Source organism: Pseudoduganella violaceinigra DSM 15887, assembly GCF_000425385.1.
Taxonomy (GTDB): Bacteria; Pseudomonadota; Gammaproteobacteria; order Burkholderiales; family Burkholderiaceae_D; genus Rugamonas; species Rugamonas violaceinigra.
In genome coordinates, this window is the sequence record NZ_AUDI01000016.1 from 44,547 (window position 1) to 70,181 (window position 25,635).

At 61.2% G+C, this 25,635-nt stretch carries 26 protein-coding genes; 8 read left to right on the forward strand and 18 right to left on the reverse strand.

Annotated elements, in window-relative coordinates:
* Positions 1-9 precede the first annotated feature (9 nt).
* The 3 genes from tagH to H597_RS0111040 form a co-directional block, all read right to left on the reverse strand.
* A complete protein-coding gene (tagH, locus tag H597_RS0111030; protein ID WP_028102194.1) occupies positions 10-612 on the reverse strand; it encodes a type VI secretion system-associated FHA domain protein TagH in 603 nt (200 codons plus the stop codon).
* Positions 613-665: 53 nt separating this feature from the next.
* Positions 666-1,379 carry a ZIP family metal transporter gene (locus H597_RS0111035; RefSeq protein ID WP_051293699.1) on the reverse strand — a complete coding sequence of 238 codons (714 nt, stop codon included), beginning with the start codon at positions 1,377-1,379 and terminating at the stop codon, positions 666-668.
* A 135-nt stretch (positions 1,380-1,514) separates the two neighbouring features.
* A complete protein-coding gene (locus tag H597_RS0111040) occupies positions 1,515-2,390 on the reverse strand; it encodes a dienelactone hydrolase family protein (protein WP_028102196.1) in 876 nt (291 codons plus the stop codon).
* A 513-nt stretch (positions 2,391-2,903) separates the two neighbouring features.
* Between H597_RS0111040 and H597_RS36225 the strand changes: the two genes are divergently transcribed.
* Complete coding sequence (locus H597_RS36225) at positions 2,904-3,128, forward strand: T6SS immunity protein Tli4 family protein (protein WP_371850727.1); 225 nt, start codon at positions 2,904-2,906, stop codon at positions 3,126-3,128.
* 110 nt (positions 3,129-3,238) lie between these two features.
* On the opposite strand, the gene polA is transcribed toward H597_RS36225, so the two are convergent.
* Entirely contained in the window at positions 3,239-5,989 is a 2,751-nt protein-coding gene (gene polA / locus H597_RS0111050; RefSeq protein ID WP_028102198.1) for a DNA polymerase I, read from the reverse strand.
* 109 nt (positions 5,990-6,098) lie between these two features.
* Here polA and H597_RS30525 point away from each other — a divergent pair, with 109 nt between their 5' ends.
* From H597_RS30525 to H597_RS0111065, 3 genes are read left to right on the forward strand one after another with little or no spacing between them, the layout of a single operon-like run.
* Positions 6,099-6,509: a hypothetical protein gene (locus H597_RS30525; protein ID WP_229632146.1), complete on the forward strand. Its 411-nt coding sequence runs from the start codon at positions 6,099-6,101 to the stop codon at positions 6,507-6,509.
* A 36-nt stretch (positions 6,510-6,545) separates the two neighbouring features.
* Entirely contained in the window at positions 6,546-7,502 is a 957-nt protein-coding gene (locus H597_RS0111060; protein ID WP_028102199.1) for a homoserine kinase, read from the forward strand.
* Positions 7,502-8,266, forward strand: a complete 765-nt coding sequence (locus H597_RS0111065) for a BPSS1780 family membrane protein (protein WP_028102200.1) — start codon at positions 7,502-7,504, stop codon at positions 8,264-8,266. The genes H597_RS0111060 and H597_RS0111065 overlap by 1 nt, the downstream gene beginning before the upstream one ends.
* Positions 8,267-8,337: 71 nt before the next feature.
* Here H597_RS0111065 and H597_RS30530 read toward each other — a convergent pair whose 3' ends face one another.
* Genes H597_RS30530 through H597_RS0111080 form a run of 3 tightly spaced genes read right to left on the reverse strand, consistent with a single transcriptional unit; the run spans position 8,338 to position 9,455 of the window.
* On the reverse strand, positions 8,338-8,637 hold the full coding sequence (locus H597_RS30530; RefSeq protein WP_051293700.1) for a hypothetical protein: 300 nt from the start codon (positions 8,635-8,637) through the stop codon (positions 8,338-8,340).
* A gap of 16 nt (positions 8,638-8,653) precedes the next feature.
* On the reverse strand, positions 8,654-8,944 hold the full coding sequence (locus tag H597_RS0111075) for a hypothetical protein (protein WP_028102201.1): 291 nt from the start codon (positions 8,942-8,944) through the stop codon (positions 8,654-8,656).
* Positions 8,945-8,981: 37 nt separating this feature from the next.
* Positions 8,982-9,455, reverse strand: coding sequence for a hypothetical protein (locus tag H597_RS0111080; RefSeq protein WP_028102202.1), 474 nt, complete (start codon positions 9,453-9,455; stop codon positions 8,982-8,984).
* 224 nt (positions 9,456-9,679) lie between these two features.
* Here H597_RS0111080 and H597_RS0111085 point away from each other — a divergent pair, with 224 nt between their 5' ends.
* From H597_RS0111085 to H597_RS0111095, 3 genes are all read left to right on the forward strand, one after another.
* Complete coding sequence (locus H597_RS0111085; RefSeq protein WP_028102203.1) at positions 9,680-11,989, forward strand: UvrD-helicase domain-containing protein; 2,310 nt, start codon at positions 9,680-9,682, stop codon at positions 11,987-11,989.
* 155 nt (positions 11,990-12,144) lie between these two features.
* Positions 12,145-13,068 (forward strand): DMT family transporter, encoded by a 924-nt coding sequence (locus H597_RS0111090; RefSeq protein ID WP_028102204.1) that lies wholly within the window; start codon positions 12,145-12,147, stop codon positions 13,066-13,068.
* A gap of 243 nt (positions 13,069-13,311) precedes the next feature.
* Positions 13,312-14,694 carry a reverse transcriptase family protein gene (locus H597_RS0111095; RefSeq protein WP_035373902.1) on the forward strand — a complete coding sequence of 461 codons (1,383 nt, stop codon included), beginning with the start codon at positions 13,312-13,314 and terminating at the stop codon, positions 14,692-14,694.
* A gap of 13 nt (positions 14,695-14,707) precedes the next feature.
* Here the strand turns inward: H597_RS0111095 and H597_RS30535 are convergent, their stop codons facing one another.
* The 5 genes from H597_RS30535 to H597_RS0111120 all read right to left on the reverse strand — a co-directional run bounded on the left by H597_RS30535 (position 14,708) and on the right by H597_RS0111120 (position 18,687).
* Positions 14,708-15,916: a glycoside hydrolase family 5 protein gene (locus tag H597_RS30535; protein ID WP_083941050.1), complete on the reverse strand. Its 1,209-nt coding sequence runs from the start codon at positions 15,914-15,916 to the stop codon at positions 14,708-14,710.
* A 6-nt stretch (positions 15,917-15,922) separates the two neighbouring features.
* Positions 15,923-16,639, reverse strand: coding sequence for a hypothetical protein (locus H597_RS0111105; protein WP_154668049.1), 717 nt, complete (start codon positions 16,637-16,639; stop codon positions 15,923-15,925).
* A gap of 414 nt (positions 16,640-17,053) precedes the next feature.
* Positions 17,054-17,314, reverse strand: coding sequence for a hypothetical protein (locus H597_RS0111110; RefSeq protein WP_028102207.1), 261 nt, complete (start codon positions 17,312-17,314; stop codon positions 17,054-17,056).
* Between the two features lie 106 nt (positions 17,315-17,420).
* Entirely contained in the window at positions 17,421-17,945 is a 525-nt protein-coding gene (locus H597_RS0111115) for a hypothetical protein (RefSeq protein ID WP_028102208.1), read from the reverse strand.
* 235 nt (positions 17,946-18,180) lie between these two features.
* Positions 18,181-18,687, reverse strand: coding sequence for a GNAT family N-acetyltransferase (locus H597_RS0111120; RefSeq protein ID WP_028102209.1), 507 nt, complete (start codon positions 18,685-18,687; stop codon positions 18,181-18,183).
* A gap of 130 nt (positions 18,688-18,817) precedes the next feature.
* On the opposite strand from H597_RS0111120, the gene H597_RS0111125 reads away from it, so the two are divergent.
* Positions 18,818-19,138, forward strand: coding sequence for a DUF7709 family protein (locus tag H597_RS0111125; RefSeq protein ID WP_028102210.1), 321 nt, complete (start codon positions 18,818-18,820; stop codon positions 19,136-19,138).
* Here H597_RS0111125 and H597_RS0111130 read toward each other — a convergent pair.
* The 6 genes from H597_RS0111130 to thiE form a co-directional block, all read right to left on the reverse strand.
* Positions 19,132-20,244 carry an aldo/keto reductase gene (locus H597_RS0111130; protein WP_028102211.1) on the reverse strand — a complete coding sequence of 371 codons (1,113 nt, stop codon included), beginning with the start codon at positions 20,242-20,244 and terminating at the stop codon, positions 19,132-19,134. The two genes, H597_RS0111125 and H597_RS0111130, sit on opposite strands and share 7 nt — an antisense overlap.
* Positions 20,245-20,395: 151 nt before the next feature.
* Positions 20,396-22,441, reverse strand: coding sequence for a M56 family metallopeptidase (locus tag H597_RS0111135; protein ID WP_028102212.1), 2,046 nt, complete (start codon positions 22,439-22,441; stop codon positions 20,396-20,398).
* Between the two features lie 232 nt (positions 22,442-22,673).
* Entirely contained in the window at positions 22,674-23,780 is a 1,107-nt protein-coding gene (locus H597_RS0111140; protein ID WP_028102213.1) for an S-(hydroxymethyl)glutathione dehydrogenase/class III alcohol dehydrogenase, read from the reverse strand.
* Between the two features lie 37 nt (positions 23,781-23,817).
* Positions 23,818-24,210: a response regulator gene (locus H597_RS33225; protein WP_051293704.1), complete on the reverse strand. Its 393-nt coding sequence runs from the start codon at positions 24,208-24,210 to the stop codon at positions 23,818-23,820.
* A gap of 153 nt (positions 24,211-24,363) precedes the next feature.
* Positions 24,364-24,993 (reverse strand): ANTAR domain-containing response regulator, encoded by a 630-nt coding sequence (locus H597_RS0111150; protein WP_028102215.1) that lies wholly within the window; start codon positions 24,991-24,993, stop codon positions 24,364-24,366.
* Positions 24,994-25,011: 18 nt separating this feature from the next.
* Positions 25,012-25,629, reverse strand: coding sequence for a thiamine phosphate synthase (gene thiE, locus H597_RS0111155; protein WP_028102216.1), 618 nt, complete (start codon positions 25,627-25,629; stop codon positions 25,012-25,014).
* Between the last annotated feature and the right edge of the window lie 6 nt (positions 25,630-25,635).

Below are 25,635 nucleotides of genomic sequence, written 5' to 3' on the forward strand. Positions count from 1 at the left end.
TGTATTCCCTTATTCCATTGAGTCCTGGCGGCGCTCGTAAGCGCTCAGGAAAGCATCGCCCAGGACAGCATGGAAATCGGCAACAGTCGACTTGGTCAGTGCAGCGTGTTTGGCGCAATAGCGGTCCCACAGGGCGGCCTTGCGCATGGCGGGCAGCATCGAGCCGAGCGCACTGCTCGGCTGCAGCGATTCGATCTCCGCCGGCGAGATGCGCGAGAGCGCCTCGGCCACCGCGCCTTCCATACCACCCATCACGCATTTCTGGTGGGCGGCCAGGTCGACGTAGGCGTCTTCCATCGCTTCCACCGGCCCCATAAAGCCGGGCATCTTCTTGCGCAGCATCTGGGTCTTGGCGGCTTGGCCATCGGGCAGGAACTTCAGCGGGTTGTTGTTGCGCACCACCACCACGGTGGCGTCGGCGTGGATGTCGCGCTTGAGCGCCGCACGGGTGCGCAGCAGCTTATGGGTGCCGTCGATCGAAGTGGCGACCAGTTTGCCCAGCATTTCCATGAATTCAGGCGTCAGTTGCCAATTTGGCTGCACGCCGGCGCCGCGCTGGAAGGCGGCCATCAGGGTGTCAGCGGTGTAGTGTTCGGTCGCGGTTTCTTGCATCGGGATTCTCCTATCCCATAAGCGTAGCAAAAATGATGCCAGTCGGAAACCGTTTAATGCGTATCGTGCGCGCTAGCGGTAAGGAATAGCACGATTGCCACACCCAGCGCAATCAGCAAGACTTGCGGGATGGTTTCACGCATCGTCGCGCGGCGTTGCATTTGTGGCATCAAATCGCTGACAGCGATATAGATGAAGCCCGAGGACGCGAACACCAGCACGAAAGGAATCAGGTTGGTCGCCTTGTCCAACGTGTAATAGCCGAGCAGGCCGCCGGCCACGGCCAACAGACTGCACAACAGATTATAGACATAGGCGCGGGTGCGCGAGAAGCCCGCATTGAGCAGCACGATGAAGTCGCCGATTTCCTGCGGGATTTCGTGGGCAATGATGGCCACGCCGGTGACGATGCCCAACTGCGGGTTGGCCAGGAAAGCCGCCGCGATCAGGATGCCGTCGGTGAAATTGTGCATGCCATCGCCCAGCAGGATCATCCAGCCGGCGCGGCCCGCCTCGGCCTTGTCATGGCCGTGGTGATGGTGGTGGCCGTCGTGCTCGTGGTGGTGCGAGTGGCGCAGGATGGCCAGCTTTTCGAGCAGGAAGAAGGCCAGCAGGCCGGCCAGCAGCGCGCCGAACAGGTGGCGCGGGTCGGTGCCCGACTCGAAGGCCTCCGGCAGCGCGTGCAGCAAGGAAGTGGACAGCATGATGCCGACCGACAGGCTGACCATCTTTTCGACCACCTTCGACAACAGGGCGAACGAAAACACCGCCGCCGCCGTAATGCTGGCAACGCCGGCAATCGTGGTAGCCAGCAGGATGGAGGTCAGGACGGGATCGATGGTGCTTCCTTTGGGTGCAAACCGGGCATTTTACCGCCCGGCTGCAATTCTTGCTAATTTGGCTCAGGCCACGCCGTGCGACTTGAACCAGCCCAGCGCCAGTTGCCAGCCCTCGGCCGCGTCGGCGGCATTGTAGCTGGGGCGGTAGTCGGCAAAGAAAGCGTGGCCGGAATGCTCGAAAATCCGGAATTCGGACTGGTTGTGGGCCTGGGCCAGGGCCGCCTTCATCTTCTCCACCGATTCGACCGGGATGCCCGTGTCCTGGGCGCCGTACAGGCCCAGCACCGGGGTTTTCAGGCGGGCGGCGATATCGATCGGGTGCTGCGGCCAGGCCGGCGTCGCCTGCCCGACCACGCGGCCATACCAGGCCACGCCGGCTTTGACGTGCGGATTGTGGGCGCTGTACATCCAGGTGATACGCCCGCCCCAGCAGAAGCCAGTGATGCCCAACTTTACAGTATCCGCACCGTAAGTGCGCGCCCACTCCACGACCGCATCCAGGTCAGCCAGGACCTCGCTGTCCAGGGTCTTGCTGATGATGTTTTTTTGCAAATCCGCGATGGATGGCTCGCGGCTCGGGTCGCCATGCCGCACGAAGAGGTCGGGCGCCAGCGCCAGATAGCCCGCCTTGGCAAAGCGGCGCGCCACGTCGGCGATGTGCTCGTGCACGCCGAAGATTTCGGAAATGACCAGGATGACCGGGAGATTGGTCTTGCCTTCCGGGTGGGCCATATAGAGCGGCACGGTCTGGCTACCCGATTTGATGTGGACGGTGCGGGCGGTCAAGCCCTTGGAATCGGTGCTGATCACATGTTGCGCCTGCGCCGGCATCACTGCGGCGGCGAAGCCGGTGCCAAGGGCGGCTTTGATAAAGTCGCGGCGGTCAACGCCCCCGGCTTGGCCGATCAGGGCCATGGCATCGTTTTGCAAATCGTTCATGGATCTCCCCTCATGCTGACTGGAGGGCAATTGTATCAGGATGACATGACAAGGATTGTCGTCGCAGCTGACAAATTTTGTCATACAAACCTGACAATTTTTGGCGAGTGTTATGGTTGATGAGCATTTGCCAAAAATCAATGTCGGCAACTCGCGTGGATGACACCCTCGACATCGAACATTCGTACTCGGCGCGGGAGGCCACATCGCTACGCAAATGGGAATTGGCATGCAGGACAAAACGTCGCAAGTGTGGCTCGTTGCGCCAATCGTTTTCGTGTTTGTCGGCGCAGGATGTTTTACACCTATCGCTTGTGCAGGTGAGCCAATGAAACAAGATTCCGCCAACAGAATGCTAGAAGCATTCAAGATTCAGAAGACGATATGTGTCGACAGGTTTCTTTTGGATGTTCCTGCTGATTCCGACGTCATATATGGTCCGGCAAGGCTTCCTTCAGGATGCGATAACTCGTATTAATGCTGTTGCACCGCTCTTACGGCCCCGTCTTGAGGATGAACTGCCTTCGGAACCCGGCATATGCCTTGACGGCGCCTTTGGGCAGAGAACCGAACAACCCAATGTTGCCGGCTTTCGACATCGCGCTCGACACGGGTGTAAAGGGCAACAGAACAAGCGGCTCGATCCCAAGCATTACCGATGAAGAAGCCGTGTATTTATGGGACAGACTCACCGCATCCATCAGGCCCCGGCCCGTAACGAACAACAGAACGAAGTGAGCGGTTGTGCGACTTTGACGTTCTCAAAAAACCAACAGGCTAAACCCGGCCCCCGCAGTCTTGAGACCGTTGGGGGGCAGGCACTTGTGCCTGCCCCCGGTTTACCGGTTCTAGTGCGCCTCTTCCCAATTACAGCCCACACCGACCTCCGCCACCAGCGGCACCTTCAGCTCCGCCACGCCCGCCATCAGCTTCGGCAGCATATCCTTCACCAGGGCCAGTTCAGCATCCGGCACCTCCAGCACCAGTTCATCATGCACCTGCATGATCATCTTGGTCGCCAGCCCTTCCCGCTCAATCCACTCCTGGACCGCAATCATGGCCAGCTTGATCAGGTCCGCCGCCGTACCCTGCATCGGCGCATTGATCGCCGCGCGCTCGGCGCCCTGGCGGCGCGGGCCGTTCGGCGAATTGATCTCCGGCAGCCACAAGCGGCGGCCGAACACGGTCTGCACAAAGCCTTGCGCCTTGGCCTCGGCGCGCGTGTCGTCCATATAGCGCTTCACGCCGGCAAAGCGCGCAAAGTAGCGGTCGATATAGTTCTGCGCGGCGGTGCGGTCGATGCCCAGGTTGGCCGCCAAGCCGAAAGCGCTCATGCCGTAAATCAGACCAAAATTGATCACCTTGGCGTAGCGGCGCTGCTCCGGCTGCACATCGGCCGGCGCCACGCCGAAGATTTCGGCAGCGGTGGCGCGGTGGATATCCTCGCCCTCGGCGAACGCGCGCAGCATCGCCTCGTCGCCCGAGATATGCGCCATGATGCGCAGCTCGATCTGCGAGTAGTCTGCCGACACGATGTGAGAGCCGGGTGGCGCGATAAAGGCTTCGCGGATGCGCCGTCCTTCCGCCGTGCGCACCGGGATGTTCTGCAGGTTCGGGTCGTTGGAGGCCAGGCGTCCGGTGATCGCCACCGCCTGCGCATAGTTGGTGTGCACGCGGCCGGTAAGCCTGTTGATCATCTTCGGCAGCTTGTCGGTATACGTCGACTTGAGCTTGGCCATGCCGCGGTACTCCAGCAGCACCTTCGGCAGCGGGTAATCCTCGGCCAGCTTTTGCAGCACTTCCTCGTCGGTGGAAGGCGCGCCGCTCGGCGTCTTTTTCACGACCGGCAGTTCCAGTTTGGTAAAGAAGATCTCGCCGATCTGCTTGGGCGAACCGAGGTTGAACGGCTGACCCGCCAGTTCATATGCTTTCTGCTCCAGCTCCAGGATGCGGGCGCCCAGCTCGTTGGATTGGGTCGCCAGCAGGCCGGCGTCGATCAGCACCCCATTGCGTTCGATCTTCTGCAGCACCACGGCGGTCGGCAGCTCGATGGTGTTATAGATGCGGGTCAGGCCTTCGTCTGCGCTGACCTGGCCGTGCATGGCCAGGTGCAGGCGCAGCGTGATGTCGGCGTCTTCCGCCGCGTACTCGGTGGCGCGGCCGATTTCGACCTGGTCGAAGCCGATCTGGCTGGCGCCCTTGCCGCACACTTCCTCGTAGGCGATGGTCTTGTGGTTCAGGTGGCGCAGCGCCAGGCTGTCCATATCGTGGGTGCGGTGCGATTCGAAGACATACGATTGCAGCAGGGTGTCATGCACGATGCCGCGCAAGCTCACGCCATGGTTGGCGAAGATATGGGCGTCGTATTTCAAATTCTGGCCCAGCTTTGGTTTGCTGGCGTCTTCCAGCCAAGGCTTCAGCTTGGACAGCACCCAGTCGCGCTGCAGCTGCCGCGGCGCATCCGCATAGCGGTGCGCCAGCGGAATGTAGCAGGCGATGCCCGGCTCGGTCGACAGCGAAATGCCGACCATTTCGGCCAGCATCGGCTCCAGCGAGGTGGTTTCGGTATCCAGGGCGGTCAGCTCGGCGGCATCGATGCGCGCCATCCAGGCGTCCAGCTGCTCCTCGGTCAGCACGGTTTCATAGCTGATCGTGGCCGGCGGCGCGGCGAACAGGTCGGCGGTGGCGCCCGGCGCCGGTTGGGCGGCGGCGCTGCCCGGTGCCGGCGCGGCCGGGGTCAGTCCGGACAACTCGCGCAGCAGGGTCTTGAAGCCGTACTTGGTGAAGAAGGCAATCAGCTGCTCGCGGTCTTCATCCTTCGCGCCCAGCGATTCGGAAATCGACATCATGTGCGCCGACAGGTCGCAGTCGCACTTGACGGTGATCAGCTCGCGGCCCTTCGGCAGCCAGTCCAGCGCGGCGCGCAGGTTGGCGCCCACCACGCCGCCGATCTTGTCGGCGTTTGCCATGATGCCAGCCAGGCTGTCGTATTCCTGCAGCCATTTCAGCGCGGTTTTCGGGCCGCATTTGCTCACACCCGGCACATTGTCGACGGTGTCGCCAATCAGGGTCAGGTAATCGATGATACGGTTCGGCGGCACGCCGAATTTGGCCAGCACGCCTGCCTCGTCCAGCTTTTCGTTGGTCATGGTATTGACCAGCGTGACTTTCGCCGTGACCAGCTGGGCCAGGTCCTTGTCGCCGGTGGAAATCACCACATCCATCCCGGCCTGTTCGGCCTGCACCGACAGCGTGCCGAGCACGTCGTCCGCCTCCACTCCTTCCACCATCAGGATCGGCCAGCCCATGGCGCGCACCGCTTCGTGAATCGGCTCGATCTGCAAGCGCAGGTCGTCCGGCATCGGCGCGCGGGTGGCTTTATAGTCGGGATACATATCATCCCGGAACGTCTTGCCCTTGGCGTCGAATACGCAAGCAATGTAGGCAGCCGGGAAATCGGCGCGCAGGCGGCGCAGCATATTGACCATGCCGTGCATGGCACCGGTCGGGTGGCCTTCAGCACTGCGCAGGTCAGGCAAGGCGTGGAAGGCACGGTACAGGTAGCTGGAACCATCGACCAGCAACAGGGTCTTTTGCATAGCGGGGGAGTGGTGTAAATCTCAATATTCCATTATCGCAGAGTTTTGCAACGGGACTGGGGGGCTTTTGATACAATGGTCGAACCAATAAATTGAACGAAATCCCATCATGCGCGCCTCTACTTCATGGCTTGCCCTTCCCCTGCTCCTGCTGGCTACCGGCGCATCCGCGCAATCGGCCCCGCCCCAGCAGCTGGAAAAAATCGAGGAAGTGGACAACCCGGTGACCGTGACTTCCAAGCCCAGCTCGGAAACCAGGATTGTGGAAAAGCGCGAAGGTGGCCGTGTGACCGAAGCCAAGGTCAGAAGCGGCAAGAGCACGTATACCGTCAAGCCGAATACCCCGGCTGGCAGCGCACTGCCCGGCGATGCCGCCGGCTCGGCCAACCGTGGCCCGCAGTGGACCGTGCTGGAGTTCGACATCCTCGGCAAGAAGAAAAAACGCTCCGCCGAGGAAGCGGACAAGGAAGACGGCCCGCCGCCCCCTCCGCCAGCCCAGCCGGCCGCGCCGACCAAGTAAGCGCGCGCCCCGTACGAACATTTAACCTGGTTTCTCATGGCAGTTTTTACCCCGGTCACACTGGAAGATGTCGGCCATTGGATTGCGCAATTCCCCCTTGGCCAAGCCGTTGCGCTGAAAGGTATCGCGTCCGGCATCGAAAACAGCAACTTTTTCCTGACGACGGAGCGCGGCGAGTACGTGCTCACGATTTTTGAAAACCTCAGCTTCGAACAGCTGCCCTTCTACCTGCAATTGATGCGCCACCTGGCCGACCATGGCGTGCTGGTGCCGGCGCCGGTCGCCAACGACAAGGGCGAGCTGTGCGTACCGCTGCACGGCAAGCCGGCGGCCATCGTCTCCCGACTGGAAGGCAAGCCGCAAATGGCGCCGCAGCCGGTGCATTGCGCCGCCGTGGGCGCCATGCTGGCGCGCATGCATCTGGCCGGCCAGGACTACCCGCTGCAACAACCCAACCTGCGCGCCCTGCCTTGGTGGCGCGAAGCCACTGCCGCCGTGCTGCCGCATATGGCGCTGGAACAGGCCCACCTGCTGCACGATGAAATGAAATTCCAGGAAGCGCTGCACGCTTCCGCCGACTACCACTCACTGCAGCGCGGCCCGGTGCACGCCGACCTGTTCCGCGACAACGTCATGTTCGACGGCGAACGCCTGACCGGCTTCTTCGACTTCTACTTCGCCGGCTGCGACAGCTGGCTGTTCGATGTCGCCGTCACCGTCAACGACTGGTGCATCGATCTGGCCACCGGCGCCCTCGACGAAGCGCGCGTGCGCGCCATGGTCGACGCCTACCACGCCGTGCGTCCGTTCACCGCGGCCGAGCATTCGCTGTGGCCGGCCCTGCTGCGCGCCGGCGCCCTGCGCTTCTGGCTGTCGCGCCTGTACGATCTGCACTTGCCGCGTGCCGCCGAAATCCTGACGCCGCACGACCCGACCCATTTTGAGCGCATCTTGCGCACACGCATTGCCGTTCCGGCTCCGGAGTTGTATTAATGAGTAATATCCCCGCCAGCGCAGGCGTCGCCTGGATCCGTGAAGGCTTCGCCATCTTCCGCAAGCAACCGGGCGGGCTGATGTTGATGATGCTGGCCTACCTGGTGGCCAGCGTGCTGCTGGCATTTGTTCCGCTCCTTGGACAAGTGCTGCCGATGATCCTGGCGCCGGTCTTCACCGCCGTCTTCGTGCAAGCTTGCGCAGCGGCCGACCGCAGCCGCCCCCTGACGCCGGAAATGCTGCGTCCGATCTTCCAGAAGCCGGTCTTCTCGCGCCTGACAGGCCTGGGCACCCTGCTCATGCTGGTGCTCCTCATGCTGCTCCTGCTATTTGTCTGGATGGTCGGCTTGGACGTCATGCGCCAATTGGCCGAGCAAAAGCTCAAGCCGGAAGCAGTAGCCGCCAACGGTAACTTCGGCTTGGCCATGCTTGTGGTATTCCTGCTGTCGCTTCCGATCAGCATGGCGATGCTCTTTGCCGCGCCGCTGATTTTCTGGCAGCAGATGGGCGTGGGCAAAGCACTCTTCTACAGCTTCTTCGCCGTGTGGCGTGCACTGCGTGCCTTCCTGCTGTATTTTCTGTGCTGGATGGCGATCGTCATGCTGCTGACAAACCTGGTGTACCTGCTGGTCGGCATGACATTGCTCGGCAAAGCCGTGCAGCAATCGGCGCTGATGGTGGTCATGATGGTAATCCAGTGCTCGGTGTACGCGGCTTACAAGCATATTTTCGGCGAGCCGCAGCTGCCAGCGGAAGGCGCCTGAGCTTGGCGATACAGCAGCCAGCCCGAAAGCAAAGCGAGCGCCAAGCGGTCGGAGATCAGTTAACCAAGCTGTTAGAAACGGAAATCCAGCAATCCGCTGCTCACAGCTGTTCCAATTGGCGTAGCTGGGTCGACCAGGTAGTGGGGCTGCGCGTTCGTGTAATCAAGGCTGAACACGCGGACGACGACGGCATCGTCCACGAATCCAAGCATGGACGTATGCGATGATGAATATTGCAGAAACCCCGAAGCCAGAACCGTTTCGACCAGATCCTGAAGCGACGCGGGAGCGTCCAGCTCAATTTTTAATTCCAGCGGGCCGGCCTGGTCATCTGCAGCGCAACAGGCATCCCTCAAGACTCTAATTTTCATATGGTAAATGCTCGCCTTACGCGGAATACAGCTCTTCGGCGACTTTCTTCAATTCGTGTCCTGGCATGAGCTGATCGCAGATCGTCAGGATAGAAAACAAATTCCTCTTCAGCCCCTCCTCGAACAACTCACCATCACGCAAGCTCGTTTGCAGCAAATGGAGAGCCATATCCGCCAGGAGAATTCTTTGCTTATCCATCCAGCCCGGCGCGCCCCGTATGGACGCATTCGCTTGATAGGACGATTCGGTCAAGTCGTGCGCGGCCTTGGCCAGGGACAAAATTTCGTTTCTAACTACTTCGTCCATCTACTCCGTCCTTCAAAAATTTAACTCCTCGATCACGCTATCCCTCTACGGGCGCGCCAAAGATCATTGCACTCGATGGGGACGGTAGGAGCGCGCCCGGGATAAGTAACTGCCCTGTGCTGCTGGAGCTACTCGGATTGACATACCTTTCTCCAATACGCTCACTCAGGCCCGCAACCAGCTTGCGATAAAGCGTAAGACCCGCATCATTGAACGGCTTGGGGCCGCTGAAATAAAGCGTCTGCTCGCTGGACCAGTCGCCCGGCTGCAGCGGAAGGCCTACCAGGTACTCTTCGGGCACGCGAATGGAATATATCCGGAAATGGGGCTCGCGCGCGGGATTGTGCTGCTCTTGGAATCCGAGGCGCTGCAGCTCATTCAGCACTTTCGACGGGGTGCTGGCCCCCGCTTCAGCAACCGAAATACGAATATAGGCTGTCGCAGTTTCGGGCGTCGGCGGCTTGCAGCCGAATAATGCAATGAATAGTGCGACGACTAACCAGCGCAGCATACCGCTCTCATTTGACGAAGTTGAATGCACGAGGATTTCTGGACCATCGCAGGAGAATTCCAATTAGGGGGTGACACCTGTGCCAGATGCCAAGCAAACGGGCGCCACATTAACGTTTTGATAAACCTCATTATGCCGTCGAATCCCGCGCCGATCAATGTCCTGGCGCCGGGCTGGCGTCTCCCCGCCCGGCTCCCCTGGCCGCTCGCCGGTATAATGGCGGGATGCAAAATCTCCTCCACAACCTCAATCCCGAACAACTCGCAGCAGTCACCCTGCCACCGCAAAACGCCCTGATCCTGGCCGGCGCCGGATCTGGCAAAACACGGGTGCTGACCACACGCATCGCGTGGCTGATCCAGACCGGCCAGGTATCGCCGGCCGGCGTGCTGGCGGTGACCTTCACCAACAAAGCGGCGAAGGAAATGCTCACCCGTTTGAGCGCCATGTTGCCAATCAATACACGCGGCATGTGGATCGGCACCTTCCACGGCCTGTGCAACCGCCTGCTGCGCACCCATTACAAGGACGCGGCGCTGCCGCAGACTTTCCAGATCCTCGATTCGCAGGACCAGCTGTCGATGATCAAGCGCCTGCTCAAGGCGAACAATATCGACGACGAGAATTTCCCGCCGAAGCAGGTGATGTACTTCATCAATAACAACAAAGATCAGGGCTTGCGCGCCTCGCAGGTGGAGGCCTACGACGCGCTGGAGCGCAAGCTGGTCGAGTTGTATCAGTTGTACGACGACCAGTGCCAGCGCGAAGGCGTGGTGGACTTCGCCGAACTGCTGCTGCGCACCTACGAGCTGTTGTCGCGCAACGAGCCGCTGCGCCAGCATTACCAACAGCGCTTCCGCCATATCCTGGTCGACGAGTTCCAGGATACGAACAACCTGCAGTATGCCTGGTTGAAGCTGATGGCGGGCCACGGTTCCCAGTTCGGCGGCGCCCTGTTCGCCGTCGGCGACGACGACCAGAGCATCTACGCTTTCCGCGGCGCCAATGTGGGCAATATGCAGGCCTTCGAAAGCGAGTTCCAGGTCAAGAACCTGATCAAGCTGGAACAGAACTACCGCTCGCACGGCCACATCCTGGATGCGGCCAACCTGCTGATCTCGAACAACAGCCGCCGCCTGGGCAAGAACCTGCGCACCGACGCCGGCCACGGCGAGCAGGTTCGCGTGTACGAGGCCAGCTCGGACCTGCAGGAAGCGCAGTGGATCATCGAGGAGGCCAAGTCGCTGATCGCCGAAGGCGCCCTGCGCCGCGAGATCGCCATCCTGTACCGCTCCAACGCGCAGTCGCGCGTGATCGAACATGCGCTGTTCTCGGCCGGCATGCCTTACCACGTGTACGGCGGCCTGCGCTACTTCCAGCGCGCCGAGGTGAAGCACGCCATCGCCTACCTGCAGCTGATGGACAACCCGCACAACGATTCGGCCTTCCTGCGCGTGGTGAACTTCCCGGCGCGCGGCATTGGTGCGCGCTCCATCGAGCAGTTGCAAAATGCTGCGGCCACGTACAACTGCTCGCTGTATGCGGCAGTGCCTTATATGGTCGGCAAGGCGGGCAGCTCGCTGGCGGCCTTCACCAAGCTGGTTGAAGGCGTGCGTTTCGAGACGCAGCAGCTGGCGTTGCCCGAGCTGGTGCGCATTACGCTGGATTCGTCCGGCCTGCTGCAGCACTACCAGAATGAAAAAGAAGGCGCCGACCGGGTGGAAAACCTGGAGCAGATGGTCAGCGCCGCGACGCAATTCGTGTCGGAAGAAGGTTTCGGCCAGGGCGCTCCCGCCCACCTCGGCCCGCAGGCTTCCGCTTCCGCCGGCGCCCAGGTGGTGGTGGCCGATGGCGTGGAAATCATCGACGCCGACGCGCCGCTGGCAACCGTGATGTCGCCGCTGTCCGCCTTCCTGTCGCATGCCTCGCTGGAAGCCGGCGACAACCAGGCGCAGGAAGGCCAGGATGCGCTGCAGCTGATGACCGTGCACTCGGCCAAAGGCCTTGAGTTCGACAATGTCTTCATCACGGGCCTGGAAGAAGGCCTGTTCCCGCACGAGAGCAGCTCGAAGGAAGAAGGCGGCGTGGAAGAGGAACGGCGCCTGATGTACGTGGCGATCACCCGCGCCCGCAAGCGCTTGTACATGGCGTTCTGCCAAACCCGCATGCTGCACGGCCAGACCCGCTACAACATGAAGTCGCGCTTCTTCGACGAACTGCCGGAGGAATCGCTGAAGTGGCTGACCGCACGCGCCCAGCAGAACAACTGGTTCAGCACCGGCTCGCGCAAGTCGGCGTGGGATGAGATGCCTTCCGTGCCAAGCGCAGACAACCGCCTGGCGGCGCGCATGAACGAGCGCTCCGGCGCATCGGGCGGCTGGCGCATCGGCGAATCGGTGGCGCATGCCAAGTTCGGCGAAGGCGTGATCGTCAACATCGAAGGCAGCGGCGCAAACTGCCGCGCGCAAATCAACTTCGGCTCCTTCGGCATGAAGGTGCTCGACCTGTCGGTCGCCAAGCTCGAACGGCTCTAACGACCCTGGGTGGAAGCTTCTTCGCTTCCGCCCGATTGGGATTCCAAATCGCGTTCTGCATTTTTGCATAGCCAGAACGCGATTTTTTGGAATACCAATGCATGAAAGCATAGCCTACAGTGGGCGCCAGTGAACAATCACACTGGAGCCCACAGATGGAAACCTTCCTGATCCCCGCCTCGCTGATTGCAGGCGGACTGCTCGCCGTCCAGGCGGGCGCCAATGCGCAACTGTCGAAGGCAACCGGCAGCCCCTTTGCCGCTACGACGCTGCAATTATCGGTCGGCACGCTGGCACTGCTGGTGCTTGCGCTTTTAAGCGGAACGCTGACCGCGATCTCAAGTCTCCCCAAGGTGCCTTGGTGGCATGCCGTCGGTGGCGTGGCCAGCGCGTTTTATGTCGTTTCCACTATCCTGTTGTTTCCACGCCTCGGCGCGATCGTGTCGGTCGGCCTCTTCATCGCAGGGCAGATGCTCGCGTCTTTTGCCCTCGATGCCAGCGGCGTGGCCAACGGCGCGCCGCGTCCGATTGATGCGCCGCTTGCCCTCGGCATGACTGCAATACTCGCGGGCGCGGCCATCATTGTGAGAGGCCAGGCTGGCCAACAGTCGCAGCCCGTTCAGGGCAAGGCCGGCTGGATCGTCCTCGCCCTGCTGGCAGGAGCCGTCCTTCCTATCCAGGGCGTGGTCAACGGCCTGCTGCGACATGACCTCGGAGCGCCATTCGTCGTCGGCGCAGTGAGCTTCCTGGTCGCCACATTGGCAATGGCGGCTGCGCTGCTTTTCTCCGCCGTAGTCCTGCGCGCGCCGGCGCCCACGCTGCAAGGTCTGCCCACTATGCCATGGTGGGGATGGTTGGGCGGCTTTGCCGGCGCGGTTTATGTCACCACGGTATTCACAGCCATTCCGGTGATCGGCGCATCGGCAGCGGTAGGCCTGACAGTGGCCGGCCAACAGCTGGCCTCCGTGTTCGTTGACCGCCACGGCTGGTTCAGGCTACCAAAACGCGAGGTCTCGCCGCTGCGGCTGGCCGGTGTCGTGCTGCTGCTCGCCGGTGTCGCTGCAATCAAGCTGCTGTAAGCAACCGCAAGCGCGAGGAGCGCAGTGCCGGAGTTGACCTTTAATTGGAATTCCCCTAAGGTGTCGGCGGGGCGTATCCTTCAAGCCGGCCTGTCCTTGCCTCGCGCAGTGACAGCCTCTACGGGGCTACCCCGTGGGATATTTTTTGCTCAGCATTTCGCCGCATGAGAGTCCTTGCGCTCCGCGCAACGAAACTCAAGCATCACGAGACTCGTTGAAGGCTCTGCGCCCCTCCCTACACCAATGACTACCGATAAACTCACCGCGCTGGCACTTGCCGATACGATGCTGGCCACCGACGGCAGCATGGAAAGCCTGATCGCGGCATGTAATCGCGTCTTCGGCTCCCGTCAGCCGTGGGCGACGGGAATCTGCGTTGCACTCATTGAACGGACCGGCGAAAGCTTCCATTACTTCAGCCGGCATGAGCTGGCCGACATACTGCTGCAGCTCCTTGGCCACCAGTTCGACGACGATGAGTACGGCGAGTACAACGACGACGAGTTTGGGGAAGAAGACAGCTCGCCGCCATACATCGAGCTGCCGCAAGTGCGGCGCTATTGCCTCGATCAGCCGATACGCCCCCCGAAACCGGAGTGGCTGGCCGCACTTGCACTCCCCGAGCTTCCCACCATCGGCGATCTCGCCCACTGGCTGAACGAACCGGTCGGCGCGCTCGAATGGTTTGCAGACCAATGGCGCCTTGCGGGCGACGCGCAGTCGCGCCTGCAAAACTACCATTATCGCTGGGTAGCAAAACGCAGCGGCGGCTTGCGCCTGATTGAGATACCCAAGGCACGACTTCGCAGAGTCCAGCAAAAAATCCTGCGCCAGATACTGGATCTGGCGCCGCCGCATCCATCCGTACATGGTTTCCGCCGGGGGCGTTCCAGCGTTACGCACGCTGCCCTGCACGCAGGCAAGCGCGTCGTGATTCGCATGGACCTGAAAGACTTTTTTCCAAGCATTCAAGTCTCACGCATCCATGCGCTGTTTGAAAAGCTGGGCTATTCCCAAAGCGTCGCAGGCACACTGGCCCGGATATGCGTCAACCGCGCACCCTATGGCCTGTTCCGTGACAAACAGACGGGAGGCTCGCTACCCTGGGTCGAACGCCAGGCTTTGAAGACGCCTCACCTACCGCAGGGATCCCCCTGCTCGCCGGCATTGGCCAACCTATGCGCATACCGTCTCGACATACGGCTCGAAACGCTGGCTCAGTCGCTTGGCGCTTCCTACAGCCGCTATGCCGACGACCTGGCATTTTCTGGTGGCGCGGATTTCGCGCGCGCTGCCCACCGCTTCCATATCCAGGTTGCGGCGATCGCGCTTGAAGAGGGATTTCGCGTCAATACACGGAAGACCCGCGTCATGCGCGAAGGTACTCGCCAACAAGTGACAGGCGTTGTCGTCAACACCCACCCCAATCTCGCGCGCAGCGAGTACGACACGTTGAAGGCCATGCTGACGAACTGCGTCCGCCACGGGCCGACATCGCAGAACAGGCATAACCGTCCCGACTTCCGCGCCCATTTGGCTGGCAGGATTTCTTATGTGAAGATGCTTAACGTGAATCGGGCAGTCAAGTTACAGAGACTGTTCGAAAGCATTGCGTGGACACCTTAAGCATGACACCTGCTTACGGGACCGCGCCCATAATAGCGTGCATCAGCTCCGGATAGACCCACGTGTTGTTCCGGCGGTCCAGCAATCCAAAGACTTCGGCCTGCTCGGATGAAACGGAAAGGTCGCCGTTATCCCACACAATCGTTGGAATGCCTGCGCGCCTGGCACTACGGATCAAATATGCTGCGTGGCGGACTCTCTGCGCCAGGTTGTTCTTGTGTATCGATCCCCACTCGCCAATCACCACCGGCACGCCCTTCTCGATAAAATTGCGTGTCAGGCGGTCGAAATACTGGTCAATCTCCTTCTCGCCGTGGAATTCCGCCGTCCCTGCCCACTTCATTGTGAACTGCGACGGCATATAGGCGTGGGTGGACAATGCAACCATCCGGTCCGGGGGCATTACAACAGCGTCCAATTGCGCCGCTCCTCCCGTCGCCGCGTATGACGGCAGCATAACCAGCCGTCGGGCATTATTGCCGCCACTGGCCCGAATTGCCGCCAGCGCCGCTAAATTCAACCGGTTGACCACCTCGAAATATTCCGGTTTTCCTTTCCAGTCTTCCTTGCCGTTGACCGTTACGTGCGGCTCATTCATGACCTCAAAGATTAAATGATGCCCGTATGGCTTGAAGCGTTGGGCGATCTGTACCCATAGCTTGGCCAGGATATCGTTCGCACGCGCCTCGTTAGCGGAAGTTGGCTCTTCCCAGCCGTTGTTGTGATGGACATTGACGATCGCATACATGCCGTTGTCCAAAGCGTAGTTGACTATCTCCTCGACCCGGTCCATCCAGGCATTGTCGATAGTCCAGTCAGGACCGCTCACATGATTGTCCCAGCTGACAGGAATGCGCAAGGTATTCATGCCCAGGTCCTTGAGCTTGTCGACGTTGACCCTGGTCGTCCTGGGATTACCCCATCGCGTTTCATCACCCGGTGCGTCGGGTTTTTCGTCAATGGAATCCATGGTGTTGCCAAGATTCCAGCCCGTCCCCATTTCACGAGTGATGTCAAAACCGTTGCGCACCGCGCATCCGTCGCCGGACGCGAGGCCTGCGCAGATTGGCAAATCCGCGCTGCGATGCAGCGATTCCGCATTTGACGATGGGTTGCAGGCGTTGGGCGGCATGTCGCCCGCATTGACGCCGACGCTAACAAACACCGCCGCTGCGATTGCGGCAAACCTGATAGTTCGTATGTTCGGCACCTTCTTCTTCAATTGCCGCTAGCGCTCAATATCAGGCGCCACTGCGACGGGATAGCCAATTTCCAGTGCCATTTCTTCCGCCTCATTCATTTCGATTTCTGGATTCAAGCTTGCGACCAGGCTCGCGGTGAGCGGCGCATGCGCAAAGATGGCGCGGATGGCATCGATCGGAATATTTTCCTCAAAATAGTCGCTGGCATATTCCTGGTATGCCTCCTCAGGCGCGATCAGGAGTGCTAGCAAATAGCTGCTCCCATCATCCTCGTCTGCCCACTGCACGTCTTCCACATTCACCTGCGACCAGTGGCTGTCGTACCCGCGCCGCCAGAAGCAGAAAGTCGCTTGCGCCATCGAGAACGCCGGCTCGCCAAGGAAGGAACTGAAGTCCTGGGGCACCCTTTCCTGTATCGCCTTTGCAAGGTTGGCACCGACGACCGCTGATTCATGCGAAAATCCTTTCAGCGCCGCGTCATTTTCGTCGAACAGCAGAAACCAGTCGTCTCCTTCGCCATTGCGCATCGATGCCATTTCCTCACCGGGGGACCAGTGTGCATTGAAGCTGAAATACCGATAATCCCACTCAGGGCAAATCAAGGCATCCAACATCGCCAGCGCCATACACTTGCGGCGAAGGATCTCAATCTCAGGTAGCTGCGCCGCTTTTATTTGCATTGGTGGCCAATCACTTCGCGAATTCGACATAGGTGTGGCTTTCACCTTCCAGTTCTTCTTCAATGATCGATGAGCTGGACTAGATCACCGCGGATCGTCTGGAGGGGCATGAGCAATACACCTTATCGTGGCTATTTAAATGAAGTTAAAAAATGCGTTATGTTTCAGCGGGCAAAAATGCCCACCGTAGCGCTTCTATACTAAGGGTGTCACCTGACTGAAGCTCAATTTCGAACAGTCCATTCCGTGGCTGACGCACGGAGTTAACCGACGAGGATGGTCCCCAGCTCTCATGGCGCGGAAGATCGATTCGTGTGAACCCTTCGAATACCAGCAGGTGCGGCAGCGTGCCGACCGGACGAAATCGGAGTTCGCATCGTGCTACGTCCCAGCTAACCAAAACCGAGATTAAGACGGCATCATGCATTGGCAAGGTATCGAATCCGTCGTCCACCGGCATTCCCATCGTTTGACTATTCATCTTTCAGTATTTTGATTCGACCCAAACAATCGCGTCGGGATGATGTTCTCGTACCGTTTCAATTGCGCCTGCAAGGATGTTTTCAGGCTCACCTGCCAACGGGAAGGAAATCGGGTAAGGCTCAAACCACTGTGCGCGCCGAACTCTTGCTCGGTCATCGCGTCGGCACCGCACCAAATGACAGCACCGCTCACTGAGGCGGTCAAAAGCGCTTGCTGAAGACCCTTTGCACTAATCGCCAAATAAACGGTGCTCATTTTTTTGCATCCCGTCGCATGTAAGACAGAAGACGAGCTGCTGCGCGCTCAACGGACGAAAAGGCAAATCGGGAGAACGGCAACCAAACGCTCGACGCAAACTTTATTAGCGCTCTTCTTTACATCTTGCATAAGCAATGAGCACACGGTCTGTGTAGAGTTCATCCGTCACCACGTTTACGGTTCGGAGCAGACGTCCATCTTTCATGCGCAGGAAATCGGAGATCTTCGTATCGCCATCGTCATAGCGAAGAATCGCGTTGCCATAATTCGCCGCCAGATGCTCCGACCACGAAGGTATGTCGTCCGGTTGCAAATAGATGCCCTCATCATTCCGGCGAAGCGCACCATTGAATGGAACCACGCTGTTGCACAAGACACCTTCTACGTCGAACCAGGTAACCGATGGCTGTCCGGTCAGGTGCTCGGAAAAGCGTCCATCAGGTGCCACTTCAAGTTTCATGCCGGAGGTGCTTTTCAAACTCTCCTCAAGTTCGTCGCCAACACCGTTCAACCAATCAGCGATCCCGTCTGGATCAGGTTCATCGTCGACGAACGCGATCTCGCTATTGATCGTGGTGCTTCCCACCAGCTCCCAGCAACCGGCAATCGATTCGAAATTGTTTTGCATCAGAGCACCTCAAACAAGGAAGGTTGGCAATATAGCACTGCCACTACCCTGATGGCCAATGATACCGTTTCGTTCGAAGAGATTTTTTGCTTCCTTCAGCGCGCTTAGACGACCTGCGATCCAGGCGTTCTGCGGAGCAGTCAACTAGCCTGGATGACAAAAATATTCCTTCTCACTTCGCCTTAACGACCATTAACCCGGCTCAGGATGATGGCCTGCGCCTCTTCTGCAGCAATCACGCTTCCAATACCTTTGTCATCGGGATTTCATCATAGGCTACACCGTTCACTACCAACGCGGCCGGCTCGCATCCCCATGCTTTGAATCCTAATGACTCATACAGCTTCTGTGCAGGCACATTCCCCGCGGTGACCGCGAGATTGACGTGAGTTACGCCGGGTAGCGAAGCGGCGAGATTCAACCCGTATTCCATCAATTTCCGTGCTGCGCCTTTGCCGCGATGTGCGGCGGACACGTAGACGCCGCGAATGTAGGCGCGGTGACGCTGTTTCGGGCTGCTGTCCCGGTCAACACGCGCGATTGCAATCAGTACGTCCCCTTCGAAGACGCCGAAATAGTCGCGCCCCGATCCGGGTGCGAGACGCCATTCAATTTCGCTGAGCGGCGTCCGCAGCTCTTCCTCGTAGCTCGCAGTGAATGCGGAGGGGGTATCAAGCAGCCCCTCAAGCCGCAGCGCGTGGTAGCTGGCAGCATCGGCGGGTATCAAGGATCGGGTTTGCATGTAGCGAAGTACGCCGGATGAATGGTAATCGCCAGATGTTATCGCAAAACCGTCAAGGTTCGCCCCAAAGGATTTAAAGCGCCGCGGACGGTGCGAATATGCATCTCATCCAACGACGAAAGGAACCAAGATGGAAAACAATCTCGCGGCAATCAACCAGAAAATCCTCGCCGACGGCGAATCGCTGCCGCTGGTGCAGCTGAAAGACGGCAGCAAGGTGCAGACCGGCACCGTGGCCACCATGCTGCGCAATATCGACCTGTACAACGCCGGCGAACGCGGCGACATTGAACGGCAGCTGGAAGCCGCCATTTCTACCGTCGCCAAAGTGGGTCTGTTCGACCTGTTCCCGCCGCAGGAATGGATCGCCGGCGACAACGCAGGCCGCCGGCTGGTCGGCCAGCTGGCAATGCGCCACCTGGCCAAAGAGGGCGATGCTGTCCTCTATTGAACCCCGGCCGCCGGGCCGCTGATACGCACCGGCGCGTGGTAGCCATCGGGCTTATCGCCCAGCGGCGCCGCGCCCGACAGCATGGTCTGCATCCCCGGCGTGAAGAAGGTATATGGGTAACCAGGCGTGTTGGCGCTGACTGCATCGAGGCGCGCAAGCAGCTCGTGCGGCAGCTCGAAATCCAGCGCGCCAAGGTTATCCTGCAACTGCGACAGCTTGGTCGCCCCTATCATCACGGTGGACACGCCAGGCCGGTTGGCGACCCAATTCACCGCCACCTGCGCCATACTGCGGCCCATCTTCTGCGCCACCTGTTCCAGCTCCGCCACGATGGCGAAATTGCGCTCGCTGAATTTGGAGAAAGCCGGATTATTGGAAGCGCTCATGGTCTGCAACCGCCCTTCGCCGAACTGGCCGCCGGTGCTGGGCTTGTACTTGCCGGACAACAGCCCACTGGCCAGCGGACTCCATACCATCACACCCATGCCATGGCGCGTGCCAAGCGGGATATATTCATTCTCGATGGCGCGTTCGGCCAGCGAGTATTCCAGCTGCAGCGTCGTCAACGGCTCGTAGCCGCCCAGTTCAGCGACCGCCTGCATGCGGCTGGCGTACCAGGCCGGCACATTCGACAGGCCGATGTGGCGCACTTTACCGGCGCGTACCGCATCATCCAGCGTGCGCAGCACTTCCTCAGGCTGGGTCACCAGATCCCAGGCATGCACCAGGTACAGATCCACATAGTCGGTACCCAGGCGCTGCAGCGAACCTTCCAGCGCGCGCATCAGATGCTTGCGGCCATTGCCGCCCGCGTTCGGGTTGGACGGATCGGAACTGTAGGAAGCCTTGGTGGCCAGCACCAGCTTATCGCGCAAGCCGCTGTCGCGGGTGAACTCGCCGACCCAGCGTTCCGACTCGCCGTTGGTGTACAGGTCGGCCGTGTCGACCAGATTGCCGCCCGCTTCCGTATAAGCCATGAACAGGTCGCGCGCACTGGCCTTGTCGGCGCCCCATCCCCAGTCGGTGCCGAAGGTCATGGTGCCAAGCGCCAGGCGCGACACGCGCAGGCCGGAATTACCGAGGGTGTAGTACTGTTTCAGGGACATGCTTTCTCCATGTGGTTTGTTGACAATGAGGAAATGCAAAATAGACCATAGCATGGATTTGAAAGTCGGGATCAGCTCGGCTTCTCGAGGAGCTTTTCGCTGCGCGACGCGCAGCGAAATGTCCGATTGCCAGAGCTGACCCCGACTTTCATTACATAAGCGGCTTGGCGCTGCCGTTGCTGATGGCTTCGTCGATCAGGGTGCGCGAGGTTTTGTCCGCTTCACGCGACAGGCGCCCTTGTTCTCGGCCCAGTTCGCCCATCTTCCGGCCCAGTTCGCGCATTGGCTTGGAGGCTTCGGCGATGCGGGCGTGCAGGTCGGCCATCGGGGCCTGGCGTGCCGCCAGTGCGGCGTGGCGTTCGGCGATCTCCTTGCCCTGGCGCGCCATGTCGGCTGCCAGCGGTTCCATCTGCTTGCGCAGCTCTTCCATGTCGCGTTCGAGCTGGGCGCGCGTCTTGTCGTCCGCCAGTTCCATCTTGCGGCTGGCTCTTTCCATGGCGCGGCCGATGCGTTCCTGCTGGCGTGCCGAACGTTCCAGTTTGCGCTCCACGTCGCGCTCGATTGCGCGCTGGGACGCCTGCTGTTCCCGGCTGCCCATGGCGGCGTCGACTTCTTTTTCGATTTGCGCACTCATGGCTTCCACTTGCTTGCTGTGGACCTCCATCAGCTTGCCTTGCTCTTCCAGCTTCTTGCCCTGCTCTTCCGCCGGCTGCCAGGCGGCCTTCACCTTGGCCAGCGTGGCGGGATCCTGGATCAGGTAGGCCTTGCCTTCCTTGCGCACAAAGATGAAGTCTCCTTTGGTGTCGCGTTTCAAGCGCTGCACTTCGGACGTGTCCGAACCGCGGCCATGGACGTTCATTGTTTGCTGGCCATCGCGCACGATGGTGTAGGCGGTGCGGCTGCTGTCGTTGAAGTTGTAGTTGTTGCTGCCCTCTTCGTCCTTCAGCTCCTTGGGTGGCTTGGGCGGTTTCGGTGGCTTGGGGGGGTGGGGGAGCGGCGGCACGGCGGCCATCGGTGCCGCTGGCGCAGCGTCGGCGGCTGGCGGCGGTGGTGCCGGGGGCGCAGGAATAGCCGGCGGCGCAGGCGGGGCCACTGGTGCCGGTTCCACCTGGTGCTGGTCGCCGGCGTCCGTGACATGGACCGCTGCGGGCGCGCTGGCCGCCTGCGGCGCCGCATGGGCGTACAGTGCGGCGCAGGCCGCGAAAATACCTAACAGCGGGGTCGCCATCTTCCAGCTCAGTGGTTGTGCATCGGGACGGATCAGGCGTTTGATTCGGGACATGAGGTCTCCTCCGTGTGCCGCGGGGGCAGCAAAGTGCGTGGTGGTGAACTGGAATTTATCCAGCTCGGAAAGTGCAAGTGCCAGGCGCCGCGGTTCGCCGAGCGTGCTTGCGGCTAAGTCGTCTGCAATTTGTTCGCGTTCGCAGCGGATGCATTGCGACAGCATCCACACGCTTGGGTGATAGAACAGGAAAATCTCGATGCCGCTCTGGACCAGGTTGACCAGGTAGTCGTGGCGCCGCACGTGGGCCAGTTCATGCGCCAGCAGCGCTTCCAGCAAGTCGGGCGGCAGGCCGCTGACCAGGGCTGCCGGCAGCAGCACGATCGGGCGCAGGATGCCGGCCGTGATCGGGCCTTCCAGCGCATCGTCCGAGACGCCCAGCAGCACCGGGCGGCGGATGCCCATGCGCTGCGCCAGGACCGTGGCGCGGGCCTGCCAGCCGGCGTCGGCGTGGTAATGGCCGTGAAGCGTGCGGCGCCGCACCCATTGCAGGCCAAGCGAGAGCCGCAGCGTCATCAGCGCCGCGCCGGCGGCCCACAGCAGCACCAGCCAGGGCATCTGGCGGCGCAGCAGGTATTCCCAGGCAGTCATGGCGTCGGCGTCGACCAGGGCCGTATCGCTGCCTTGGACCTCGGCGATCCCGGGGATGGCGGCGATGGCCGTGGCTTCGAGCGGCGCCGGCAGCACATAGCCGGTCTCGGCGGCATCGGCCAGGCGCCAGGCGAAGTTGGCCAGCGGCAGGGCCGCGCACAGCAGCAGGGCGCCGCAGGCAAGCAGGTAGCGCGCCTGCGGCCTGGCGTTGCGCAGGGCGTGCAGGGCCAGGGCCGCCACGCAGCCGATCAGCAGGCCTTGCCACAGGAAGTGCAGCAGGGACCAGCCCAGGGCGGGGATGACGGCGTTCAGCAGGTGGCTCATGGCAGGCGGCTCCGGTGGTGGTGTCCTTGCAATCTAGATTAAATTATCTAGAACTTTATGTCTAGAAATTTTTGTCTAGATCAGGGTGCGAGGGCTCAGGAGGGAATGTAGCCAAGTGCTGCCGGGGTGGGGGAGGATTTGCGACGGACGGCGTTTTTTGCCGACTGGGATGCGTTTACAGCGGAAAACCGGGGTCCGACCCAAGGGTCGGACCCGGTCTGTTCTGGCTGTATCAGTAGACGACCACGGAGCGGATCGATTCGCCGCGTTCCATCAAGTCGAAGCCTTCGTTGATGCGCTCCAGCGGCAGGGTGTGCGTGATCAGTTCGTCGATCTTGAGCTTGCCTTCCATATACCAGTCCACGATCTTCGGCACGTCGCTGCGGCCGCGCGCGCCGCCGAACGCGGAACCGAGCCAGTGGCGGCCCGTGACCAGCTGGAATGGACGGGTCGAGATCTCCTGCCCCGCCGCCGCCACGCCGATCACGATCGACTTGCCCCAGCCCTTGTGGCAGCACTCGAGTGCCTGGCGCATCAGCTCGGTGTTGCCGACGCACTCGAAGCTGTAGTCGGCGCCGCCGTCGGTCAGCTGCACGATGGCGTCCACCACGTTTTCCACATTGCGCGGGTTGATGAAGTGGGTCATGCCGAACTGGCGCGCCATGGCTTCGCGCGCCGGGTTGATGTCGATGCCGATGATCTTGTCGGCGCCCACCATCTTCGCCGCCTGGATCACGTTCAGGCCGATGCCGCCCAGGCCGAACACCACCACGTTGGCGCCCGCCTCCACTTTTGCCGTGAACAGCACGGCGCCGACGCCGGTGGTCACGCCGCAGCCGATGTAGCACACCTTGTCGAAGGGCGCGTCGGAACGGATCTTGGCCAGCGCGATCTCCGGCACCACGATGTAGTTGGAGAAGGTGGACGTGCCCATGTAGTGGAACAGCGGCTTGCCGTTCAGCGAGAAGCGGCTGGAACCATCGGGCATCAGGCCTTTACCCTGGGTGGCGCGGATCGCCTGGCACAGGTTGGTCTTGCGCGACAGGCAGAATTTGCATTGGCGGCATTCCGGCGTATAGAGCGGGATGACATGGTCGTCCTTCTTCAGCGACGTCACGCCCGGGCCGACGTCGACCACCACCCCGGCGCCCTCGTGGCCGAGGATGGCCGGGAACAGCCCTTCCGGATCGGCGCCGGACAGCGTGTAGTGGTCGGTGTGGCAAATGCCGGTCGCCTTGATTTCGACCAGCACCTCGCCCGCGCGCGGGCCGTCCAGGTCGACCTCTTCAATCGTCAGCGGTGCCCCCGCCTTCCATGCTACTGCCGCTTTCGTCTTCATCGCCGTACTCCGAATGTGATAAAGACGACAGCATAGCCTAACTCCTAACAGCGAGCATGGACTCCAGGCCCAGCATATGCGACACGGTGCGCCACAGCTGGCGCGGCGACGTCCACGGCTTGGGCAGGAAGGCATGCGCCTGATGGTGCAGCATGGGCTGGCTGGCCGAATACAGCAGCACCGGCGTCCGCAGGTCGGTCTGGCGCATGGTGCGGATCAGGGTATGGCCGTCGCCGTCCGGCAGATCGGGGTCGATCACCAGCAGGGCGAATTCGCACTCCCGCAACTGGTCGCGCGCCTGGCCATACGTGGCGGCGTGCACCACGTGGATTTCGGGTGCCAGCAAGGTGGCCAGCACGATGGCGCTATCTTCATCGGAATCGACGTGCAGCACCCGTGGCGCCGGGTGCAGATCAAATGACATATTCATGGAACGTTCTCCGCACTGCAGGGATGGTCGGCGGAGCTGGGCCGAAGGATATTGCCGGGCCGCGAAGAAGGGGCGGCCGCTGAGGGATGCGACGGGCGGGCGAGTTGAGGCCCATCTCGACAGTGTAGCCCAAGAACCAGGCTGGCGGAACGATTATTTTTTCAGGCGTGTATTGAAAGCAGCGTGCAAGCCGTTCAACATTTCTTCCGCTGCAAGCAGCTGGTCCGCCACTTCGTTGATCTTGCGCCGGCTCGAGCGCGCGTGGTCGCGCAGGACTTCAAAGGCGGTATTGCGGTCGGTCTGGTACTTGCACATTAACAGGCCCACCGCCAGGCTGGTTTCACGCCCCGCCGCCAGCGCCGCGTTGAGGTTGATTTCCGTGCGGCGCAGCTGGCGGATTTCATCCGCGCGCGCCAGGCCGGCCTCAAAGGCCGGCATCAGGTGCTGTTCATCGACCGGCTTCACCACGAAGCCCACCGCGCCATAGGCCGCGGCCTGCTTGCCGGCATCGGCGTCGCCGCGGCCGGACAGGAACATGAACGGCACGGAGGTGTTGCGGTTGAGCTGCTTGGCCAGGTCCAGCCCCGACATGCCGGGCATGTGGATATCGAGCAGGGCCAGGTCCGGTTCGCATTCGGCGATCAGGGCCAGGGCCTGGTCGGAGGAATGCGCCAACATGGTGTCGTAGCCGGCGCGCGCCAGCAACTCGCCCAGGAACTCGGTCAGGATCTTATCGTCGTCAACGATGAGGATCAGTCGCTTCAGTGCAGGCTGGGCATTCATTGGGCGGCAACCTTATGGTTATGCTAATGGCCCGATTATAGACCGAAATTCCCGCACCGCCGCCGCCACGTCTTCAGCCATATACACACTGGTGATTGCGGCTACCAGCTGTGCACCCTCGGCCACCAGCGGGGCCGCGTTCTGCGGCGTCATGCCGCCGATCACGCACAGCGGCACGCCGATCGCTTCGCGCGCATGGCGCAGGATGGCCGGCTCGGTGCTCACCGCGTACTGCTTCACTTTGGACGGATAGAAACCGCCGAAGGCGACGTAGCTGGCGCCAGCCGCCTGCGCCGCCTGGGCGCGCGCCAGCTCGCCGTAGCAGGAAGCGCCAATCAGCTTGTTCGGCCCCAGCGTGGCGCGCACTTCGGCCAGCGGCGCATCGGTGCCGCCCAGATGCACGCCGTCGGCGCCCAGTTCGCGGCACAGCGCCACGTGGTCGTTGACCAGGAAGGGCACGCTGTATTGGTGGCACAGTTCGCGCAGCGCCCCGCCCTGCTCGCGCCGCAGCGCCGGGCTGGCTTCCTTGTGGCGGTACTGCAGCAGGGCCACGCCGGCGCGCAGCGCCTGCTCGGTCACCGCCAGCAGTTGTTCGGTGTCATCCCAGTTCGGGGTGACCAGGTAAAGTCCTTGCATTACATG

Coding starts and splice junctions, on each gene's coding strand:
- tagH (WP_028102194.1), bottom strand. CDS start 612: ATGCAAGAAACCGCGACCGAACACTACACCGCTGACACCCTGATGGCC.
- H597_RS0111040 (WP_028102196.1), bottom strand. CDS start 2,390: ATGAACGATTTGCAAAACGATGCCATGGCCCTGATCGGCCAAGCCGGG.
- H597_RS36225 (WP_371850727.1), top strand. CDS start 2,904: ATGAACTGCCTTCGGAACCCGGCATATGCCTTGACGGCGCCTTTGGGC.
- polA (WP_028102198.1), bottom strand. CDS start 5,989: ATGCAAAAGACCCTGTTGCTGGTCGATGGTTCCAGCTACCTGTACCGT.
- H597_RS30525 (WP_229632146.1), top strand. CDS start 6,099: ATGCGCGCCTCTACTTCATGGCTTGCCCTTCCCCTGCTCCTGCTGGCT.
- H597_RS0111060 (WP_028102199.1), top strand. CDS start 6,546: ATGGCAGTTTTTACCCCGGTCACACTGGAAGATGTCGGCCATTGGATT.
- H597_RS0111065 (WP_028102200.1), top strand. CDS start 7,502: ATGAGTAATATCCCCGCCAGCGCAGGCGTCGCCTGGATCCGTGAAGGC.
- H597_RS30530 (WP_051293700.1), bottom strand. CDS start 8,637: ATGAAAATTAGAGTCTTGAGGGATGCCTGTTGCGCTGCAGATGACCAG.
- H597_RS0111075 (WP_028102201.1), bottom strand. CDS start 8,944: ATGGACGAAGTAGTTAGAAACGAAATTTTGTCCCTGGCCAAGGCCGCG.
- H597_RS0111080 (WP_028102202.1), bottom strand. CDS start 9,455: ATGCTGCGCTGGTTAGTCGTCGCACTATTCATTGCATTATTCGGCTGC.
- H597_RS0111085 (WP_028102203.1), top strand. CDS start 9,680: ATGCAAAATCTCCTCCACAACCTCAATCCCGAACAACTCGCAGCAGTC.
- H597_RS0111090 (WP_028102204.1), top strand. CDS start 12,145: ATGGAAACCTTCCTGATCCCCGCCTCGCTGATTGCAGGCGGACTGCTC.
- H597_RS0111095 (WP_035373902.1), top strand. CDS start 13,312: ATGACTACCGATAAACTCACCGCGCTGGCACTTGCCGATACGATGCTG.
- H597_RS0111110 (WP_028102207.1), bottom strand. CDS start 17,314: ATGAGCACCGTTTATTTGGCGATTAGTGCAAAGGGTCTTCAGCAAGCG.
- H597_RS0111115 (WP_028102208.1), bottom strand. CDS start 17,945: ATGCAAAACAATTTCGAATCGATTGCCGGTTGCTGGGAGCTGGTGGGA.
- H597_RS0111120 (WP_028102209.1), bottom strand. CDS start 18,687: ATGCAAACCCGATCCTTGATACCCGCCGATGCTGCCAGCTACCACGCG.
- H597_RS0111125 (WP_028102210.1), top strand. CDS start 18,818: ATGGAAAACAATCTCGCGGCAATCAACCAGAAAATCCTCGCCGACGGC.
- H597_RS0111130 (WP_028102211.1), bottom strand. CDS start 20,244: ATGTCCCTGAAACAGTACTACACCCTCGGTAATTCCGGCCTGCGCGTG.
- H597_RS0111135 (WP_028102212.1), bottom strand. CDS start 22,441: ATGAGCCACCTGCTGAACGCCGTCATCCCCGCCCTGGGCTGGTCCCTG.
- H597_RS0111140 (WP_028102213.1), bottom strand. CDS start 23,780: ATGAAGACGAAAGCGGCAGTAGCATGGAAGGCGGGGGCACCGCTGACG.
- H597_RS33225 (WP_051293704.1), bottom strand. CDS start 24,210: ATGAATATGTCATTTGATCTGCACCCGGCGCCACGGGTGCTGCACGTC.
- H597_RS0111150 (WP_028102215.1), bottom strand. CDS start 24,993: ATGAATGCCCAGCCTGCACTGAAGCGACTGATCCTCATCGTTGACGAC.
- thiE (WP_028102216.1), bottom strand. CDS start 25,629: ATGCAAGGACTTTACCTGGTCACCCCGAACTGGGATGACACCGAACAA.